The sequence below is a fragment of the Pseudoalteromonas sp. J2K-J031 genome (genome assembly GCF_058197095.2).
Window position 1 is genome coordinate 1208989 of record NZ_CM200279.1, and the last position, 19594, is coordinate 1228582.

Here is a 19594-nt window from a genome sequence, read left to right on the forward strand (position 1 = left end):
CTTAGTTTGCAACCACATTAAGTAGTTTACCCGGTACATAAATCACTTTACGGATGGTCACGCCATCTAAGTAACGACTCACATTAGGTTCAGCATATGCAACCGCTTCAACCGCAGTTTGTTCTGCATCGGCAGCAACGGTTACTTTGCCACGAACTTTACCATTGACTTGCACAATGATCAGTTTTTCATCTTCAACCATGGCGCTTGGGTCAAATGTTGGCCAAGTTGCATTAATGACATCGCCTTCTTTACCTAACTCACGCCATAATTGATGGCACACATGAGGAATAATCGGCGATAGCATAATAATTAACGCATTCAATGCCTCGTGTGCAATGGCTTTATCTTGTTCGGTTTCAAGCGATGCGCGCGTTAATTTGTTTAGCAACTCCATGACCGCAGCAATCGCAGTATTAAAGGTTTGACGGCGATCTAGGTCGTCACTTACTTTTGCAATGGCTTTATGTAATTCACGACGCAGCGCTTTTTGATCATTGTTCAAGGCTGACACATCTAGGGTGGCAAAACCGGCTTGTTTAACGTCGTATGCATACTTCCACACGCGTTTAACAAAACGATGTGCCCCTTCAACACCTGAATCAGACCATTCTAGGGTTTGCTCTGGTGGCGCAGTAAACATCATAAATAAACGCACTGTATCGGCACCGTATTGCTCAATAACAGATTGTGGATCGATACCGTTGTTTTTAGACTTGGACATTTTGCTCATGCCAGCAGAAGACACTGGTTGGCCGTCTGTTTTATGCCAAGCTTTAATGATGCGGCCTTTTTCGTCTTTTTCTGTTTCAACGTCGGTCGGTGAAATCCAAATATCCCCGCCTTTTTCATCTTTACGGAAATACGTATCGGCTAAAACCATACCCTGACACAATAAACGTTCAAAAGGTTCATCAGAATTAACTAAGCCAAAGTCGCGTAATAATTTATGGAAAAAACGTGAATACAATAAATGTAGGATAGCATGTTCAATACCACCGATGTATTGGTTCACAGGTAACCAGTAATTTGCCGCGCCTGGTTCAATCATGCCTTCAGCATAACGCGGACTACAATAACGCGCGTAATACCATGATGACTCCATGAAGGTATCAAAGGTATCGGTTTCATGAAAAACAGTTTCACCATTGAGTTCTGCTTTAGCCCATGTTGGGTCAGCTTTAATAGGTGATGTTACACCATTCATAACCACATCTTCAGGTAAACGCACTGGAAGCATTTCGGCAGGTGCAGCGAGTTCCGTTCCATCTTCTTTATTTAGCATTGGAATTGGCGAGCCCCAGTAACGCTGGCGGCTTACACCCCAATCACGTAAACGGAAATTGACTTTACGCTCACCTTGATTATTTGCAGTTAACATATCAGCGATAGCATTAAATGCGCCATCAAAGTCTAAACCATCAAACTGACCTGAATTAACTAAAATGCCTTTTTCAGTAAACGCTTCATTTTCGATATCTGCAATAAGTTCAGAGCCAGCTGTAGGGGCAATTACTTGCTTAATATCTAAGCCATAACCTGTGGCAAACTCAAAATCACGTTGGTCATGGGCAGGTACGGCCATAACAGCGCCTGAGCCATAATGCATTAACACAAAGTTTGCAACCCAAATAGGTACCTGTTCGCCCGTTAATGGATGAATGGCAAAAAAGCCTGTTGCAATGCCTTTTTTGTCCATAGTTGCCATATCGGCTTCGGCAACTTTATTGTTTTTACATTCTTCAATAAATGTTGCAATAGCACCGCTATTTTTTGCCGCTTCAAGTGCGATAGGGTGGGCAGCAGCAACAGCGACATAGGTTACACCCATAATGGTGTCTGGACGTGTGGTATAAACTCGGAATGTATCGTCGTTATCAGCACGCTTGAATTCAACTTCAAGCCCTTCTGAACGGCCAATCCAGTTGCGTTGCATGGTTTTAACTTGCTCAGGCCAATGCTCAAGCTTATCTAAATCATCCAGTAATTCTTGGGCGTAGTCAGTGATTTTAATGAACCACTGAGGAATTTCTTTTTGTTCTACCAGTGCACCTGAGCGCCAGCCGCGACCGTCAATTACTTGCTCGTTGGCAAGTACAGTTTGGTCAACCGGATCCCAGTTGACTGTTGACATTTTTTTATACACTAAGCCTTTTTCATACAGCTTAGTGAAAAACCATTGTTCCCATTTGTAATATTCTGGGTGACACGTGGCAATTTCGCGATCCCAATCGTAACCAAAGCCCAGTTGCTTTAACTGCGTACGCATGTAATCGATGTTTTCGTAAGTCCATTTAGCTGGGGCAGTGTGATTTTTAATTGCAGCATTTTCAGCAGGTAAACCAAACGCATCCCAACCCATAGGTTGCATGACGTTTTTACCTTGTAAGCGTTGGAAACGAGAAACAACATCACCAATGGTATAGTTACGTACGTGGCCCATATGCAATCGGCCGCTTGGGTATGGAAACATGGAGAGACAGTAAAATTTCTCTTTATTGTCATCTTCAGTGACTTTAAATACTTGGTTTTTTTCCCAATATGCTTGTACTTCTGATTCTATACCCTGTGGGCTGTATTGATCTTGCATTTACAATTCCAAACTTCTTGCAAACTAATAAAAAATTGTTGCTAGGATAACTTAATTTACAGCCACTCGCTAGCGAAGATTCAGCCGCTAGGCGCTGGTTTTATCGCAGAATTTAGTTGTTTGATTGCGTAATTATACTTTGTAAAGTGCAGAGTGTTTTAAGCCTTGCAATTCATTTGAGGGTATTTTTAAATCAGCGTTTAGAGTATATGTTTGGAGCATAGACTCGCTGTTTTATTTATTTATTTTTGAGGGCTTTTTTGTTAAAGGGTTACTTAAGCGTTGATCTAAGTGGAAATCGTTATTTTTATAATCAGAAAAAAACACGCTGAATTTGGTGATGTTGTAATTTTGTAAAATAACCACGTGATATGTGTAAATTTAAATTGTGTTAATGTAGATAAAATTATTAGTTTTGTTTTGTTGGTTGATACTATTGTAGGGTTTGGTTATGTTTTGTGTATAATTAACATTCAATAAAAAATTAACTTTAAACTTAATGTGGTAGGTTTGCGTGAAATTAAAACAACTAGCGTCTGAACATTTGGTAACCAGTTTATTTGTGCTGTTGTTATCTTTAGTTGCTTATGTGTTATTGAACTTAGAACAAGTCTTAATTGCTAAAGTTGGTTACAGTGTTTTTGCCATTTTGTTAGCCTTTTCTTACTTTAGTCGTTCAACTACGGCTCGAAATATATGCAGCGTGAGTGCTTGTCTTATTTTGCTTTTAATTGGGGTGTATTTTCATATCGATATTGAAATGATTGAAGAGATATACATCTGCATTCCACTGTTATTCCTTCTTATTTATCCTGGTACATTTTGGCCTATTCTAGTAAGTGTGCTGCTTGTATCAGCTTATATCTCATTAGATGGTGCTTATGCTATGGAGGAAGTGATCGAAGATGCGACTGAATTAGTCGCTATTAGCAGTTTTGCGACAGTGATGGCTTATTTTCAACAAAAATCGTTAGAGCAAATGAAACACTTTCGAGATGAAAGTTATACCGATTATTTAACCCGCCTTCCAAATAGAAAAGCATTTATGGAGCGCCTTAATCAGCTAAGCAATCAATCAGCTGAATCACCTAATGGCAAGTTTTTTACGTTGCTGATAATTGATTTAGACGGTTTTAAGAAAATCAATGATCAACTCGGTCATCTAGTTGGCGATTTAGTGTTAAAAATAGTGGCTGATCGCTTGCAAACGTTTGTAATTTCCAACCAAAAGGCATTTAGAATTGGTGGTGATGAATTTGCTTTTATCGTTAGCGATGAGCCATATTCAGTTAGTTGTGTGCAGGCGCTGGCAACTAAAATACTACAACTGTCACATCACCCTTATAAATTAGCCGATAAAAATTATATCATTTCAGCAAGTATCGGAATTGCGCATTTTCCTGAAGATGCCAAAGATATTGAATCATTATGCAGTAATGCCGACATGGCGATGTATCGTGCCAAAAAAGAAGGCAAAAATACTTTCTCATTTTATGATTCAGGCATGATGGAAGGTATGGTTAAAAAGTATGAGCTAGAGAATGACCTCAAACTCGCCATTAAGAAAGGACAGATGTTTTTGTTATATCAGCCAAAAGTCTGTTTAACCACAGGTCAGATAATGAGTGCAGAAGCTCTTATCCGTTGGCAGCATCCTAAATATGGGTTTATTAGCCCTGTAGAGTTTATTTCGATAGCTGAAGAAAGTAATAGTATTATTGAAATCGGGCACTGGGTGATTGAAACAGCCTGTTTACAGATGGTGAAATGGCAAAACCAATTTGATTTAAGTGGCATTGCCGTCAATGTATCTTCAGTGCAACTTAATCAGCCCGATTTTGTAAATGAAGTTAAAACTATTTTGAATTCTACAGGTTGTGAACCAGATCGCCTTGAGATTGAACAAACCGAAAGTTGGATTATGGATAATCCAGACCAAAATATATCCGTACTTGAGCAATTAAAACAGATAGGCGTAAAGCTGGCATTAGATGATTTTGGTACCGCGTATTCATCATTGAGTCAAGTTGGACGCTTACCACTGGATGTTTTAAAAATTGATAAAAGTTTTATTGATGATTGTGCCACAAATCAGCGGGATCACATGATAGTGCGAACTATTATTCAACTAGGTCATAACCTAGGAATGAAAATCGTTGCCGAAGGAGTTGAAACGCAAGCGCAACGTGATTTGCTTGCAGAAGAGGGGTGTGATTTGTTTCAAGGTTATTTCTTTTCAAAACCAATCACAGCAGATGCATTTGAATTGTTATTACAACAGCGCACAACAGCATTGTAATAAGTCACTGTTTCTAGAAAGAGTTGGGCGTAATTATTTATGTTAATGACGCCCAGCCAATTAGCGCATTGATTGAGCGTTAAATAACGTTTTAAGCTCATTGGCAAACGTAACAAACTTTTCTTTAATGGTGCGTTTGATGCTTATCTTAACATCACCAAATAATACAAATCCTTCAAGAATAATAGTGGGTGCTTGTCTATCAGCAATAGAGGGTGCTTTGTTTTCAGTAGAACCAAAAATTGAGAAGGTTTTAGTGACGACATTGATGTTCTCAGGTACGTAGATTTTGTCGCTACCGAAGATGCATTTAACATTAAGTGTAATGGTTTGCGTGCTAAAGACGGCATCGGTGAAGTCAATTTTAGCGCTGCCAAACACATTTATGACATTGATTACTTTTGGCACTTGCCAAATACCACTGCGACTTGCACTAGCAAAAATAGTAACAATATTGTCAGACTCTTCATTGGCTGTACCGCTGTAACGAGGCCTTAATTTTTGCTCTTTTTGCTGTGCAAATTGTGTATCTGTTTGCAGCTGTAAATCGCTTACTAAATCGGCTAGTTCTTGATGTTGCTGACTGGCCATTGCTTTATCGAGCCTGCGCTCAAATGCATCGTTTGAAATAACACCATGGCTGTAGTTATAAATGAGTTGATCGATTACTTCTTGGCGTAGGGTTTCAATGGGGCGATCTTCAAGTTTGACTGTCATAAACATTTCCATATTGTTGATTTGAGTAAGTTCTTGCTGCTTTTGGCTGCGAGGCTTTTGATTAAGCAAAAACTAGGCCTGAAATAAATTTATTATTTATCAGATGGTTAAATTTTTCATTTTAAATGGTCGATATTAAATAGCTATTTTTTAGTTTAAAAAGTTATTTTTTGGCTAAAAAAGGCACATCGTAACAACGTATTAAATTTCAGGAAAAAACACCAGTTCTAACTATACTGATTACAATGGCTTACGGTGAGGTAAGGGTATGAGTGAACATAATAATGATACATATCAAAAATGGTTAAACGATTTACATTTTTGGCTGAAAGATGTCAAAGAGCATGAAATCAGTCAGTTAGTTAACTTCTTACAGCAAGGCCAACAAGAAATTACTGAGATCACACGATACAGCGCTCAGCAATTAACGAATTATCGAGAATATTTTTTGCGTGATCTAGCCCATTGGCATCAGCATCATCAGCATTACAATCAGTTAGCTTGGCAAGAGCTTAAAGAATCATTGTGGTATGAACTTGCTGAGCTTGGCGATCGCTCAAAAGTTGAGTGGGCTGTGTTGCTTGATGACTTTGAACATCATGGAGTGTATCAGCAAGGTGATTGGGTGGCGTTAGGTGAATTAAGGTGTAAAAAGTGCCAACATGTAACACATTATTATCATCCAAATCAGCTTGATGCGTGTTCAGAATGCGGTGGTATTTATTTCGCACGTCAAGCTTTAAGTCCATAAATCGAATTATTTTTTAATTTACTCAATTGTTAGTTTTATCTTCAGAGCGCCTTAGGTAAGCTTAAGCAATTTAGCAAGGATCGGCTTTAAGTACCGTTAAGGTAATTTAAACATAGCTTGCTGTACACACTATAAGAATTGGCAATGACACTAACAAATACTCGATTACCAGCACAAAATCTGACTCCCGCAATCGACATACAACAAATCGCAAGTTGTATGGCTGCACCTTATCCCGATGATCTTAGTTTTATCGGCCAGCAAAGAGCGCGCAGTGCGATTGATTTTTCGTTAGGCATGGATTTACAAGGCTATAACTTATACGTGATGGGTGAAGCGGCGCTTGGGCGTTTTACGTTAGTGAAAGACAAGCTCACCGCGCATAGCAAAACCCGTAAAACTCCACTTGAGTGGCTTTACGTTAATAATTTTGATGATCACCGCGAACCCATCGCAATTTGTTTAACATCAGGCGAGAGTAAAATATTCTTTGATGATATTGACTCACTCATTGATGAGATTATTGATACTTTTCCAGCAGCCTTTGATAACCCAGGCTTTCAGCGCAAGAAAAAGTCAATCGATACCGCTTTTAATACTAAGTACGATATTGCTATCGATTTAGTCGAAGAAAAAGCGCTGACTCAAGATGTGGTTCTTTTTGAGGATAATGGCGTCATTAGTTTTGCGCCTGTTGTTGAAGGTAAACAGTTAGATGAAAACGAGTTTGCCGCACTTAGTGATGAACTGCGTCAGCATTTTTTCTCATTGATTGCTGGTTTAGAAGACGATTTAAACGAAGCCTTAATTGAGCTCCCACGTTGGAAAAGAGAATCATCTGAAAAACTAAGAGAACTTAAACGTGCAACCGCAGAACAAGCAATTAAACCGTTGCTCAAAGAGCTTGAACACAAATATGCGACTCAAATTGGTATTTTAAAATACCTAAAAGAGTTGCGAAAAGAGCTCATTGATACCGTGCTTGAGTGGCTTGCTGATGAGTCAGAAGAAAAAAACGAAGATCTTGATAAAAAGGCCATGCTGGCTGATTATTTCGCGCCAAACCTAATTGTGTGTTTTAAAGACGGCGATCCTGCGCCTGTGGTCTATGAGCCAAATCCAACGTTTGGCAATGTATTTGGTAAGGTTGAATATTCATCACAACAAGGCTCAGTTGTAACCAGTTATCGTTCTATTCAAGCAGGTGCACTTCATAAAGCGAACGGCGGCTACTTAATTATGGACGCTGAGAAAGTGATGGCCAACCCTCAAGTGTGGGATGGGTTAAAACTGTCGTTAAAGGCACGCCATATCAAAAACGACTTACCTGCCCAAGAAAGCAGTTTAGGTGGTAGTTTTACCCTAAGACCTCAGCTTATTCCGCTAGATGTAAAAATTGTATTATTAGGCTCACGTGATTTGTATTATTTAATGCAAGAATACGATGATGAATTCAATGAGTTTTTTCGCGTTCTAGCGGATTTTGAGTATTTCATTCCTGACTCAGATAAATTTCGTTATCAATTTATTACTCGCGTACAAGAGCATGTAAAGAAAAGCTTAAAAAGTGACTTAACAAAAGATGCAATGGCAAAGCTATTGTATTTTAGTTATCGCCAAGCAGAGCACCAATCAAAATTATCAGCCCGTTTTGCTGATGTTTTAGAACTTGTTAACGAAGCACATTATTATACTCGCCAAGATCAAAGCGACATGATTGAAGCTTATCATATTGATGAAGCGCTTGATGGCAAACAGTATCGTACTGGGCAAATCAGTGAAAACATGCTCGATGACATTAAAGAAGGTCACACGCTCATTGATACTCAAGGACAAGCTGTTGGTAAAGTGAATGGTTTGACTGTGCTGCACATTGGCGATACCAGTTTTGGTAGCCCTGCACGCATTACAGCAACAGTATATGCAGGCAGTGATGGGGTGCTTGATATTGAGCGCGAAGCAGAGCTCGGTAAAGCAATTCATTCAAAAGGTGTAATGTTATTAACGGGTTATTTAGGCAATAAATACGCCCAAGAATTTACCTTATCACTCAGTGCCAATATTGCCATTGAACAGAGTTACGGTTTTATTGATGGTGACAGTGCTTCATTAGCTGAGTTGTGTGCGCTGATCTCTGCAATTACCGGCTTTCCTATTAATCAGAGTTTGGCAATGACAGGGTCAATCAATCAGCATGGCGAAGTGCAAGCGATTGGTGGTGTCAACGAGAAAATAGAGGGCTTTTTTAAACTCTGTAAAATGCGTGGGTTAACAGGCAGCCAAGGCGTAATTATTCCAAAATCAAATCGAGTTAATTTAGTGCTCAACTCAGAGGTTTGCCAAGCTGTCGACTTAGGTAAATTTCATATTTATGCGGTTGCTACGGTAGATGAAGCACTTGAAATTTTAATGGCTAAAAAAGCGGGCGCATTGACCAAAGAGGGGACTTATGGCCAAGACACCATCAATTATGCTGCTCTTGAGCGCTTAAGTTGCATTGCTGACATTGTGAATGGCAGCCCCGATGAATAAAAGTTAGGTTAACTTAATCTTTTAAAACAAGTAGCCAATTGGCTACTTGTTTGTTTTTGAAGGTTTAAAATGACTAGGATCAGGGCGAGAATTCAGTAGTGCGATGATAAACAGCCCAAGTAAAATCAATACTAGAGGTGTTTTGCCATATTGGGCATACATGGTATTACCACTGATTTTTTTGATGCTTGTTTTAAGTACGTTTGCTTCAAATTGATTGATACTTAGTTGCTGGTTGCTCAAAGGGTCGTACACACCAGTAACACCTGTATTGGTCACCCTTATTAAAGGCCTGCCAAGTTCTATGGCGCGCATACGTGCAATTTGCATGTGCTGATGTGGCCCGTGAGAATCGCCAAACCATGCATCATTACTGACCGTAAACAAAATATCAGAATCACTGTGGTAATTGCTACGCACAAAATCGGCAAATACAATTTCGTAGCAAATCGCAGACAAAATATTAAGACCATTGGCCCTTAAGTTTTTTTGGATTGCTTCGCCACGGCTAAATGATGACATCGGCAAATCAAAAAGAGGTGCAAGAGGGCGTAATAGGGATTCAAAAGGGACAAACTCACCAATGGGCAGCAAATTGTGTTTTCGATACCGATTGGGGTGTAAATATTGATACTGACCAGAGAGGGCTTCAGGCTCACTTTTCCCAACAACAATCAAAGTATTATAAATTGCTTTTGTGTCGCGTTGATAATCGACTATACCTGTAATCAGCGCAGTATTATGAAAGGCTGCAGCGCTATCTAAGTTGTGTAAATAATCTTGGGCGAGCGCTTCTATTTCGGGCACTGCTGCTTCTGGCCATACAACTAAGTCGACATCCCAATTAGGCCGTGTTAAATCTTGATACGCTAACATAGTTTTGGAATATTGCTCGGGTGCCCAGCGTAATTCTTGTTTGATATTGCCCTGTACAAGTAAGACATGAACATCATCGCCCGTGTATTCATTCTGAGTGAAATGCGGCAGCATCAGGGCGCATAGAATTAAACTGCTAATGGTGCTAGTGAACATAATCCACTTTTTATAAAAAAGTTGAAAAATGCTGTAACCAAGCAACAAAACAACAATTGTTAAACCAAATTCACCAATCATCGGCGCTAAAAAGTTGAGCGGGCTGTCGGTTAAGCTATAACCAAATGATAGCCAAGGGAAACCAGTTAAAAAGGTGGCACGCAACCATTCAGTGGCCATAAAAAGTGGGATAAAAGCAAGCAACCAATTATGGCCTTTAAAATGGCTTGCGAGTCCCGAGGCAAGAGCACTGTAAAAAGCAAGGTACGCCGCCAATATTGCCATTAATAACAATGAGATCACTAAAGGCAAACCGCCATATTCGGCAATTGAAACGTGGACCCAGCTTATTCCACAGGCAAACCAACCAAAGCCAAATAAAAAACCACGTTTGGCAGCTATTCGCCAAGGGCTCTGGTGAATGGTATAAAAAAATAGTGCAAGACATAGGGGGCTGAGCAACCAAATGTTAAATGGTGCAAAGCTAAACGTTAAAAGCATACCTGCAACAAGTGCAAGTATGCTTTTTTTAGTAACAGTGGGCGACATTATGCAGCGGCTTCAGCTTCTGTTTGAGCGTTTTTTGGAACGGTTACTTGGAGTTGCTGTAATCGGCGATTATCTGAGCTGGTGACCTTAAATTGAAATGAACCGACTTCAATCACTTCGCCACGTGTAGGCATATGGCCAAAAGCATGCAGAACAATACCACCAATCGTATCAGCTTCTTGAGTATCAAATTGAGTGTGAAAAAACTCATTAAAATCTTCAAGAGGTGTTAAAGCTTGCACAGCATAAACATGGGTTGCAACTTGACGAATATCTTGTGTTTCTTCTTCGTTGTCATGTTCATCTTCGATTTCACCTACGATGATTTCGAGAATGTCTTCAATGGTAACCAAACCTGATACACCGCCATATTCATCAACTACAATGGCCATGTGGTAACGCTGTTGGCGAAACTCATTAAGTAATGTATCAACGCGCTTACTTTCAGGCACAACCATGGCTGGGCGTAAGAAAGTAGCTAGAGAGGGAATTTCATCCTGCGAGTTTAAAATTAGAGGCAATAAATCTTTAGCAAGCAATATCCCTTCGACGTGATCCTTGTCTTCGCAAACAACCGGAAAACGTGAATGAGTTGATTCAACCATAACTGGTAACAATTCACTCAAGGATTGCTCAATATCTAAGGTGACCATTTGAGAACGAGGGATCATGATATCGCGCACTTTAAGTTGCGAGACACCTAAGACGCCTTTTATCATTCTCTTAGTTTCAGGATCAATAACATCACGCTCTTGGGCGTCCATGATCACTTCAACTAATTCCTCTCTGCTTTGGGGTTCACCCTGAAACATTTGGGTTATACGCCCTAACCATGTTTTGCCAGACGAACCCTGGCTACTCTGCGAGTTATCGTCGCTCATACGCTACTTTTTAGCTCCATGTTGTTTTACTACAGCCTAATAAAGTGACTTAACACATTGTTATTATTAGGAATGAAATATAGGTGTTTGTCAATTGATGACAAGCTCCTTCAATATACTGTTATTTTCACTAGCTGAAAAGCTATTCCTCATCATCTCGATAAGGATCACTGATACCCAACTTAGCTAGAATTTCTTTTTCGTTACTTTCCATTTCGTCAGCATCGTCTGCTTCTATATGGTCAAAGCCTAATAAATGCAAGCAACCGTGCACGACCATATGTGCAAAGTGGTCATGAAAAGTCTTTTCTTGTTCAAGCGCTTCTTGATATACCACCTGAGGGCAAATAATTAAATCGCCTACCAAAGGGATTTCAATTCCAGGCGGCGCTTCAAATGGGAATGACAACACATTTGTTGGCTTATTTTTACCGCGATAATCATTATTTAATTGCTGACTTTCGGCTTCATCGGCAATGCGAATAGTCAATTCGCTTTCTTCTTTAAACAAATCAAGGGTGCTGTGCGCCCATAATTGAAATTGTTCAAAGCTAGGTAAATCCTTAAACTCACTGGCAATTTGTAAATCAAGTTCAGTCATGTTGCGAGGCTTCTCGTTGTGCTTGTTTTTCAGCTCTTTGTTTACGTTCTTGCTCTTCAAAGCTTTCATAGGCTTCTACTATACGAGCAACTATAGGGTGGCGGACCACATCTTTGGCTTGAAAAAAGTTAAAACTAATATCATCAACGTGACTCAACACATCAATAGCATGGCGTAAGCCTGAACGTGCACCACGCGGTAAATCGACTTGCGTGATATCGCCAGTAATAACAGCTTTAGAGTTAAAACCAATCCGGGTTAAGAACATTTTCATTTGCTCTACCGTGGTATTTTGGCTCTCATCTAAAATTATAAACGCATCGTTTAAAGTACGACCACGCATATAGGCAAGTGGTGCGACTTCAATCACGTTTTTCTCAATTAAGCGCTCTACTTTTTCAAACCCAAGCATTTCGAATAAAGCATCGTACAGTGGGCGTAAATAAGGGTCGATTTTTTGCGTTAAATCACCCGGTAGAAATCCTAACTTTTCGCCTGCTTCAACCGCGGGACGAGTGAGTAAAATACGGCGAATTTCTTGGCGCTCTAAGGCATCTACAGCAGCGGCAACTGCTAAATAGGTTTTACCTGTCCCTGCAGGGCCAACACCAAAACAAATATCATGGTTAAGAATATTCGCCACATATTGCATTTGATTGGGGTTACGTGGTTTAACCACACCGCGGCGAGTTTTAATCGTGACATCTTGAGCAAACTGAGGGTCTTGATCATCTTGGTCAAGATAATGGCATTGCGCGAGGGTTAAGTGAACCAAATCGGCATCGATTTCTTGGTTTTTGCCATTTACTAGCTGTGTTTCAATATATAAGTTTTTTAGCACTTCAATGGCTGCATGAGCTGCGGCTAAATTACCAGTGGCACGAAAACAGTTTTCACGGTGGCTAATTTCAACACCAAGACGGCGCTCGATTTGTTTTATATTGTCATCAAAAGGGCCACAAAGGGCTGCAAGGCGTTTATTATCAGAGGGTTCTAGGTAGACTTCTTGGCTTTTGGTTTGATTACTCAAAATGTGTTCCTTGTAAGGCACGCCAGCTTGCGCTGGCGTGAACAACTTATTAAGGAGTAAATGTTGCCACTCCAAGCTCATTGGCTTGAGGGGGTTGGTTTTTACTCGTAATAGTTGCTGGCGCTGTATCTTTACGTAAATTCATTTGTGCTTCAGTACGTACTAAATCACCACGTAATGAATTTGGCAATGCTTCAGTGATTTTAACATCAACAAATTGACCAATTAATTTATGATCGCCAACAAAATTAACTACGCGGTTGTTTTCAGTACGGCCACGAAGCTCCATTGGATTCTTTTTCGATGGACCTTCAACTAAAATACGTTGTTCAGTACCAAACATTTGACGGCTAATTTGCTGTGCAAATTGAGTGATACGATTTTGTAAAATATAAAGGCGTTCTTTCTTTTCTTGCTCTGATACGTCATCGGGCAAATCAGCGGCTGGTGTACCTGGGCGCGCGCTATAGATAAAGCTAAAGCTCATATCAAAACCGATGTCGTTGATTAGATTCATTGTCGCTTCAAAATCTGCCGTTGTTTCACCCGGAAAGCCAATGATGAAATCAGATGACATGCTGAGGTTAGGGCGAATTTTTTTCAACTTGCGAATGGTTGATTTGTATTCAAGCGCAGTATGACCACGTTTCATTAGGGCTAAAATACGATCTGAACCACTTTGTACCGGCAAATGTAAATGATCAACCAGTTCAGGAATATCCGCATACGCATCGATAATGTCTGGTGTAAACTCAATCGGGTGAGAAGTGGTGTAACGAATACGGTCAATCCCATCGATAGTGGCAACATAACGTAATAAATCAGAGAAATAACAAATTTCACCATCGTGCATTTTGCCACGATACGCATTCACGTTTTGACCCAGTAGGTTTACTTCGCGCACACCTTGCTCTGCAAGTTGGGCGATTTCTAAAATAACATCGTCCAGAGGGCGGCTAACTTCTTCACCACGAGTGTAAGGCACTACGCAAAAAGTACAGTATTTTGAACAGCCTTCCATGATAGAAACAAACGCTGTTGGACCTTCTGCTTTAGGCTCAGGTAAACGGTCAAATTTTTCAATTTCAGGAAAAGAAATATCAACAACCGCACCTTGCTTTAACTGAACTTGTTTAATCATTTCAGGCAAGCGATGCAGTGTTTGCGGACCAAATACGATATCAACAAAAGGCGCTCGTTGGCGAATTACTTCACCTTCTTGTGATGCAACGCAGCCACCTACACCAATCACTAGGTCAGGATTATCATCTTTTAATAATTTCCAGCGGCCAAGTTGGTGAAACACTTTCTCTTGTGCTTTTTCACGAATAGAGCAGGTATTTAAAAGAATAACATCCGCATTTTCAGCTTCTTCTGTTAATTGATAGCCATTGGTGGCATCTAATAAATCAGCCATTTTCTGAGAGTCATATTCATTCATCTGACAACCCCAGGTTTTAATATGCAGCTTTTTACTCATCTAACTATTGCCTCGTTTATAAACCGACCGCTTAAAGGACGCGTATTTTATAACTAACGACCTCTATAGCCAAGTATAGATTTTAACTAATCTGTGGATTTAAACTCAATTGTGAATATTCGTACTAAAAATCATTGAATTGTGTGGATTACAACACCATTCGTTTAATTTTTCAGATACACTATTTCGGGGTTTTACATAAGGTATGTTTGATGAAGAATGACGTTATTATTGTAGGTGGTGGCATGGTTGGTGCGGCAATGGCACTAAAACTTGCTAAGCAAGGCTGTATGGTCACTGTAATTGAGCAACAACAAGTTGATTTTAATGCAGTGCTTGCCAGTGAAGATCTCGATTTACGGGTGTCCGCTATTAATCGTTTTTCTGAACAACTATTTGCTGAACTTGGTATTTTGGATACCTTGCTTACCAAGCGTCATGCCCCTTATCGTCGTTTAGCCGCATTTGAGCAGTCCAAACAAACTTTATTATTTGATGCCAAAGACATCAATTATGATTACCTTGGTCATATCATTGAAAATAAATTGATTCAAGCTGCACTTTGGCAGGCATTTGCTTCACATAATATTACCGTGAAAAGTGACCTAGGTAAGTTAAGTTGCATTGAACAAACCGAATCTCGTATTACTTTACACTATGGCAAGTCGGAATTATCCGCTGATTTAGTCATTGCTGCTGATGGTGGCCAATCGATTACTCGTCAATTGGCGGGGATTGGCACGACGGGTTGGCAATATCAGCAAAGTTGCATGGGGATTTTAATTAAGCTTGATGCACCGCAGCAAGATATGACGTGGCAGCAGTTTCAACCCACAGGGCCAGTTGCATTTCTCCCCTTACAAGCGCCCTACGCAAATTTAATTTGGTATCACTCAGGCACGCAGTTAGCACAATTAGCGACGTTGAGTCCTTTGCAGTTAAAGCAACGCATTATTGCGAATTTTCCTGAGTTACCGGGAGATTTTGAGGTGATTGAACACGCTGTTTTTCCACTAACACGGCAGCATGCAAATCAATATGTGCAAGGTCGTTTGGTATTAGTTGGCGACTCTGCTCATTCGATTAATCCACTTGCGGGGCAGGGGGTTAATTTAGGGTTTAAGGATGTGCAGCAGTTAGCATCATGCTTGGCAAATAAATCAGATCTTGGTGATGCACAGGCTTTGCGGCACTATCAGCGCAGTCGCAAAGTGGCAAATTTAGTCATGATGTCAGCAATGGATGCTTGCTACCTTGGTTTTTCTAATGAGATCCCACCTTTAAAGTGGCTGCGAAATAAAGTGCTTGCAACTGCACAGCGCTCAGGACAATTAAAAAACTGGGTTTTAAAATATGCGATTGGCGAAAAGCTCTGAGTAAAAGCTAAGTGATAAGGCTTTAAAAACTCAGTCACAGGGTGAGATAAAAATTAAGCTGAAAAGCTATTCTCACTCTTGTGATACTCAATATCTTTTAAAATCAATATGCAAATAAAAAGGGTGATGTATATCAGTAAAAATTGAAAAGTTATAATTTATTTAAAGAGTTACATATAGATATTTCGCTTCATTCGTTGTTATTTAAAAGAGTTTAGCGTTCTTGCATCCAATCCCATCATAAAAAATGTTCACCATTAAACATTTCCCTGATTAAACCTTCTTTAGACGCATTGCCCGTTTAGCAAGCTTATAAATAGTCGGTAAGTCGAATGCCGAACTGAGAGTGTTGACCGTGTATTGAAAAAAGGGACGAAATTACAGGTGATGAAATAACAAAAAAATATAAATTTAGAAAGTTAAAAGTATTTTTTATAAGAGAATTTATGTTTAAAAGGGAATTTTATGAGTGATTATTTTTAGGGGATGAATTGGCTGGGATACAAGGATTTGAACCTTGGAATGGCGAGATCAAAACCCGCTGCCTTACCGCTTGGCGATATCCCAACAACAATGTCATTTTAAATTGGTTTAGATAAAACCAATTTGGTGCGGAAGGAGAGACTCGAACTCTCACACCTTGCGATACTGGAACCTAAATCCAGCGCGTCTACCAATTCCGCCACTCCCGCAAGTGGTCTTTTTTATCTTAATTACCGAAGTAAGAAAGATGGCTGGGATACAAGGATTTGAACCTTGGAATGGCGAGATCAAAACCCGCTGCCTTACCGCTTGGCGATATCCCAACAAAAAGAGTTTCAAATAGGTGTACTTGGATTTGAGCCAAACAACGATTGTTGTACATTCTTAATTGGTGCGGAAGGAGAGACTCGAACTCTCACACCTTGCGATACTGGAACCTAAATCCAGCGCGTCTACCAATTCCGCCACTCCCGCAGCCCGAATGCGTACTGTAACTTTGAGAGTTACCAACTTAGCCCTTTTAATTCTAGCTAAAGAATATGGTGCGGAAGGAGAGACTCGAACTCTCACACCTTGCGATACTGGAACCTAAATCCAGCGCGTCTACCAATTCCGCCACTCCCGCAAGTGGTCTTTTTTATCTTAATTACCAAAGTAAGAAAGATGGCTGGGATACAAGGATTTGAACCTTGGAATGGCGAGATCAAAACCCGCTGCCTTACCGCTTGGCGATATCCCAACAAAAGATTTTAGCAATTACGTTGCAAGCGAAGATATGGTGGCTAAGACGGGATTCGAACCTGTGACCCCATCATTATGAGTGATGTGCTCTAACCAACTGAGCTACTTAGCCATCGTGTTAACCTTAACTCAAAAGAGTTGGCTGGGATACAAGGATTTGAACCTTGGAATGGCGAGATCAAAACCCGCTGCCTTACCGCTTGGCGATATCCCAACAGCTAACTATTGTAAAGTTTTGGTGCGGAAGGAGAGACTCGAACTCTCACACCTTGCGATACTGGAACCTAAATCCAGCGCGTCTACCAATTCCGCCACTCCCGCAAAACTTTACTATCAAAAAGAACATTAAAAACAAGGTGGTGGCTAAGACGGGATTCGAACCTGTGACCCCATCATTATGAGTGATGTGCTCTAACCAACTGAGCTACTTAGCCATTTACTTTGTGTTTAACATCTCGCTGATGCGGGGCGTATTATGCGGATTACCCCCTTTTGCGTCAACACCTTTTTTGCAAAAAAATGCCTATCTGAGTTTGTTTGCGGTATTTTTAAACTAAGTGATTAAAAAAACGCTTAAATTAACTGTTTTCAATCACAAGTGGTTATTTATTATGTTGAGTACCATGAGGTTGGTTTTGTATTGTTAAGTGAAAAGAGCTGAGAAGAACCAATTTTGTGTTCTATTGAAAGGTTGAAATGCTCATGATCAGTGAATACCTAAAAATACACATGCTGGTAGATGCAAGTTAAGCCTTATTTTTAGTATAAAAAAACCCGCCGTAGCGGGTTTTTAATTATTCAAGGTTATACGTTGAATAAGAAATTCATTACATCGCCATCTTTAACAATGTAATCTTTACCTTCAGAACGCATTTTACCTGCTTCTTTAGCGCCATTTTCACCTTTACAAGTGATGTAGTCATTAAAGCCGATAGTTTGTGCGCGAATAAAGCCTCGTTCAAAATCAGTATGGATTTTACCCGCTGCTTGAGGTGCTGTTGCACCTACTGGAATTGTCCAAGCTCGAACTTCTTTTACACCTGCGGTAAAATACGTTTGTAATTTTAATAATTGGTAACCACCACGAATCACGCGGTCAAGACCTGGCTCTTCTAATCCTAGATCAGCCATGAATTCAATTTTATCTTCTTCATCAAGCTCAGATAGTTCAGATTCAATCGCAGCGCACACTGGTACTACAATTGCGTTTTCAGCGGCTGCAATGGCAATCACTTTGTCTAAAAATGGATTATTTTCAAAACCATCTTCGCTTACGTTTGCAATATACATTGTAGGTTTGATGGTTAAAAAGTTAATGGTTCTAATCGCTGCGTGTTCTTCTTTCGTTAATTCTAAAGAGCGAAGCGTTAAGCCTTCATCAAGGTGTGCTTTTACTTTCTCTAACACTAATAATTCGAACTTAGAGTCTTTATCGCCACCTTTGGCTTTTTTTGCAATACGGAACACTGCTTTATCAGCCGCTTCCATATCTGCTAATACTAATTCGGTATTGATCGTATCAATATCGTCAGCGGGGTCGATAGTGCCCGCAACGTGAATGATATTGTCATCTTCAAAACAACGCACAACATGACCAATTGCATCGGTTTCACGAATATTGGCTAAAAACTGGTTACCTAAGCCTTCACCTTTAGACGCACCTTTCACTAAGCCTGCGATATCCACAAACTCCATTGAGGTTGGAATGATACGTTGTGGATTAACAATTTCAGCCAATTGTTTTAAACGTGGATCAGGTACAGATACGACACCTGTGTTTGGCTCAATTGTACAAAATGGAAAGTTAGCTGCTTCGATGCCAGCATTAGTTAACGCGTTAAAAAGAGTTGATTTGCCCACATTTGGTAAGCCAACGATGCCACATTTAAAACCCATTTTAGGATACCTTTATTTAATTGTTCACGTCTGCGAAGAGAAAAGCTCTTTTACGCTTTGAATGAATGTAATCTGTTTTGTGCTTTTAATACACCGTCTTTTGCTAGAATTTCCATGCATCGCACTGCTTCATCTACCGCTGCATCCATTTGCTCTTGTTCAGCTTTTGGTGCTTTGCCAAGTACCCAGCCGGTTACCATTTCTCGGTGTCCTGGATGACCAATTCCAACACGTAATCGCATGAATTCTTTATTGTTGGCCATTTTAGCTATGATGTCTTTTAGGCCATTATGACCACCATGGCCGCCGCCACGTTTAAATTTGGCAACACCTGTTGGTAAATCCATCTCATCATGAGCAACAAGAATATTTTCTACAGGTATTTTAAAAAAATTGGCAAGGGCACTGACTGATTTACCACTTAAATTCATATACGTTGTAGGTATTAGGAGTAAAAACTCTTGGTCTTGAATGAAGATTTTGCCGGTTAAACCGTGATATTTTGGATCATGCTTTAAGATGCAGTTATAACGTGCAGCCAGTTCTTCGATGAACCAAGCACCTGCATTATGACGTGTTTTTAAGTATTCGGGGCCTGGATTAGCCAGGCCCACAAGCATTTGAATAGAATTCAAG

Annotated in this window: 13 protein-coding genes and 10 tRNA genes; 4 read left to right on the forward strand and 19 right to left on the reverse strand. The window is 40.1% G+C overall.

The genetic code is table 11. From position 1 onward, the window contains the following. Position 1: 1 nt before the first annotated feature. A complete protein-coding gene (gene leuS / locus AC3KZC_RS05465) occupies positions 2–2590 on the reverse strand; it encodes a leucine--tRNA ligase (protein ID WP_490579276.1) in 2589 nt (862 codons plus the stop codon). A gap of 514 nt (positions 2591–3104) precedes the next feature. Between leuS and AC3KZC_RS05470 the strand changes: the two genes are divergently transcribed. Next, a complete protein-coding gene (locus tag AC3KZC_RS05470; RefSeq protein ID WP_490579275.1) occupies positions 3105–4889 on the forward strand; it encodes a putative bifunctional diguanylate cyclase/phosphodiesterase in 1785 nt (594 codons plus the stop codon). A gap of 60 nt (positions 4890–4949) precedes the next feature. On the opposite strand, the gene AC3KZC_RS05475 is transcribed toward AC3KZC_RS05470, so the two are convergent. Next, positions 4950–5606 carry a DUF1707 SHOCT-like domain-containing protein gene (locus tag AC3KZC_RS05475; protein ID WP_490579274.1) on the reverse strand — a complete coding sequence of 219 codons (657 nt, stop codon included), beginning with the start codon at positions 5604–5606 and terminating at the stop codon, positions 4950–4952. 268 nt (positions 5607–5874) lie between these two features. Here AC3KZC_RS05475 and AC3KZC_RS05480 point away from each other — a divergent pair, with 268 nt between their 5' ends. Next, positions 5875–6357 (forward strand): zinc ribbon-containing protein, encoded by a 483-nt coding sequence (locus tag AC3KZC_RS05480; protein ID WP_490579273.1) that lies wholly within the window; start codon positions 5875–5877, stop codon positions 6355–6357. Positions 6358–6501: 144 nt separating this feature from the next. Then, on the forward strand, positions 6502–8889 hold the full coding sequence (locus AC3KZC_RS05485) for a Lon protease family protein (protein WP_490579272.1): 2388 nt from the start codon (positions 6502–6504) through the stop codon (positions 8887–8889). Between the two features lie 42 nt (positions 8890–8931). Here AC3KZC_RS05485 and lnt read toward each other — a convergent pair whose 3' ends face one another. The 5 genes from lnt to miaB all read right to left on the reverse strand — a co-directional run bounded on the left by lnt (position 8932) and on the right by miaB (position 14462). Next, complete coding sequence (lnt, locus tag AC3KZC_RS05490) at positions 8932–10470, reverse strand: apolipoprotein N-acyltransferase (RefSeq protein WP_490579271.1); 1539 nt, start codon at positions 10468–10470, stop codon at positions 8932–8934. Further along, positions 10470–11351, reverse strand: a complete 882-nt coding sequence (gene corC / locus AC3KZC_RS05495; protein WP_490579270.1) for a CNNM family magnesium/cobalt transport protein CorC — start codon at positions 11349–11351, stop codon at positions 10470–10472. The genes lnt and corC overlap by 1 nt, the downstream gene beginning before the upstream one ends. A 142-nt stretch (positions 11352–11493) precedes the next feature. Then, on the reverse strand, positions 11494–11952 hold the full coding sequence (gene ybeY / locus AC3KZC_RS05500; RefSeq protein WP_490579269.1) for an rRNA maturation RNase YbeY: 459 nt from the start codon (positions 11950–11952) through the stop codon (positions 11494–11496). Next, positions 11945–12982, reverse strand: a complete 1038-nt coding sequence (locus tag AC3KZC_RS05505) for a PhoH family protein (RefSeq protein WP_490579268.1) — start codon at positions 12980–12982, stop codon at positions 11945–11947. Before AC3KZC_RS05505 ends, ybeY begins: the two co-directional genes overlap by 8 nt. Before the next feature lie 49 nt (positions 12983–13031). Further along, positions 13032–14462: a tRNA (N6-isopentenyl adenosine(37)-C2)-methylthiotransferase MiaB gene (gene miaB / locus AC3KZC_RS05510; protein WP_490579267.1), complete on the reverse strand. Its 1431-nt coding sequence runs from the start codon at positions 14460–14462 to the stop codon at positions 13032–13034. Between the two features lie 212 nt (positions 14463–14674). Between miaB and AC3KZC_RS05515 the strand changes: the two genes are divergently transcribed. Next, positions 14675–15838, forward strand: a complete 1164-nt coding sequence (locus AC3KZC_RS05515) for an FAD-dependent oxidoreductase (RefSeq protein WP_490579266.1) — start codon at positions 14675–14677, stop codon at positions 15836–15838. Positions 15839–16330: 492 nt separating this feature from the next. Here the strand turns inward: AC3KZC_RS05515 and AC3KZC_RS05520 are convergent. From AC3KZC_RS05520 to pth, 12 genes are all read right to left on the reverse strand, one after another. Next, positions 16331–16405 (reverse strand) — tRNA-Gln (locus AC3KZC_RS05520). A 40-nt stretch (positions 16406–16445) separates the two neighbouring features. Beyond that, a tRNA-Leu gene (locus AC3KZC_RS05525) sits at positions 16446–16530 on the reverse strand. 39 nt (positions 16531–16569) lie between these two features. Next, a tRNA-Gln gene (locus AC3KZC_RS05530) sits at positions 16570–16644 on the reverse strand. Between the two features lie 66 nt (positions 16645–16710). Continuing rightward, positions 16711–16795 (reverse strand) — tRNA-Leu (locus tag AC3KZC_RS05535). A 66-nt stretch (positions 16796–16861) separates the two neighbouring features. Beyond that, a tRNA-Leu gene (locus AC3KZC_RS05540) sits at positions 16862–16946 on the reverse strand. A gap of 39 nt (positions 16947–16985) precedes the next feature. Then, positions 16986–17060: transfer RNA gene (locus tag AC3KZC_RS05545), tRNA-Gln, on the reverse strand. A 37-nt stretch (positions 17061–17097) separates the two neighbouring features. After that, positions 17098–17174: transfer RNA gene (locus tag AC3KZC_RS05550), tRNA-Met, on the reverse strand. 27 nt (positions 17175–17201) lie between these two features. Beyond that, positions 17202–17276: transfer RNA gene (locus tag AC3KZC_RS05555), tRNA-Gln, on the reverse strand. A gap of 22 nt (positions 17277–17298) precedes the next feature. Beyond that, positions 17299–17383: transfer RNA gene (locus AC3KZC_RS05560), tRNA-Leu, on the reverse strand. A gap of 36 nt (positions 17384–17419) precedes the next feature. Next, positions 17420–17496 (reverse strand) — tRNA-Met (locus AC3KZC_RS05565). Between the two features lie 370 nt (positions 17497–17866). Next, a complete protein-coding gene (ychF, locus tag AC3KZC_RS05570) occupies positions 17867–18958 on the reverse strand; it encodes a redox-regulated ATPase YchF (RefSeq protein ID WP_490580237.1) in 1092 nt (363 codons plus the stop codon). A gap of 50 nt (positions 18959–19008) precedes the next feature. Then, a complete protein-coding gene (gene pth / locus AC3KZC_RS05575; RefSeq protein ID WP_490580236.1) occupies positions 19009–19593 on the reverse strand; it encodes an aminoacyl-tRNA hydrolase in 585 nt (194 codons plus the stop codon). Position 19594: the final 1 nt, after the last annotated feature.

Bases quoted from the DNA above. Each gene is read 5' to 3' on its own strand.
- ybeY (WP_490579269.1), bottom strand. From the start codon at position 11,952: ATGACTGAACTTGATTTACAAATTGCCAGTGAGTTTAAGGATTTACCT.
- leuS (WP_490579276.1), bottom strand. From the start codon at position 2,590: ATGCAAGATCAATACAGCCCACAGGGTATAGAATCAGAAGTACAAGCA.
- AC3KZC_RS05515 (WP_490579266.1), top strand. From the start codon at position 14,675: ATGAAGAATGACGTTATTATTGTAGGTGGTGGCATGGTTGGTGCGGCA.
- lnt (WP_490579271.1), bottom strand. From the start codon at position 10,470: ATGTCGCCCACTGTTACTAAAAAAAGCATACTTGCACTTGTTGCAGGT.
- corC (WP_490579270.1), bottom strand. From the start codon at position 11,351: ATGAGCGACGATAACTCGCAGAGTAGCCAGGGTTCGTCTGGCAAAACA.
- AC3KZC_RS05480 (WP_490579273.1), top strand. From the start codon at position 5,875: ATGAGTGAACATAATAATGATACATATCAAAAATGGTTAAACGATTTA.
- ychF (WP_490580237.1), bottom strand. From the start codon at position 18,958: ATGGGTTTTAAATGTGGCATCGTTGGCTTACCAAATGTGGGCAAATCA.
- AC3KZC_RS05485 (WP_490579272.1), top strand. From the start codon at position 6,502: ATGACACTAACAAATACTCGATTACCAGCACAAAATCTGACTCCCGCA.
- miaB (WP_490579267.1), bottom strand. From the start codon at position 14,462: ATGAGTAAAAAGCTGCATATTAAAACCTGGGGTTGTCAGATGAATGAA.
- AC3KZC_RS05475 (WP_490579274.1), bottom strand. From the start codon at position 5,606: ATGACAGTCAAACTTGAAGATCGCCCCATTGAAACCCTACGCCAAGAA.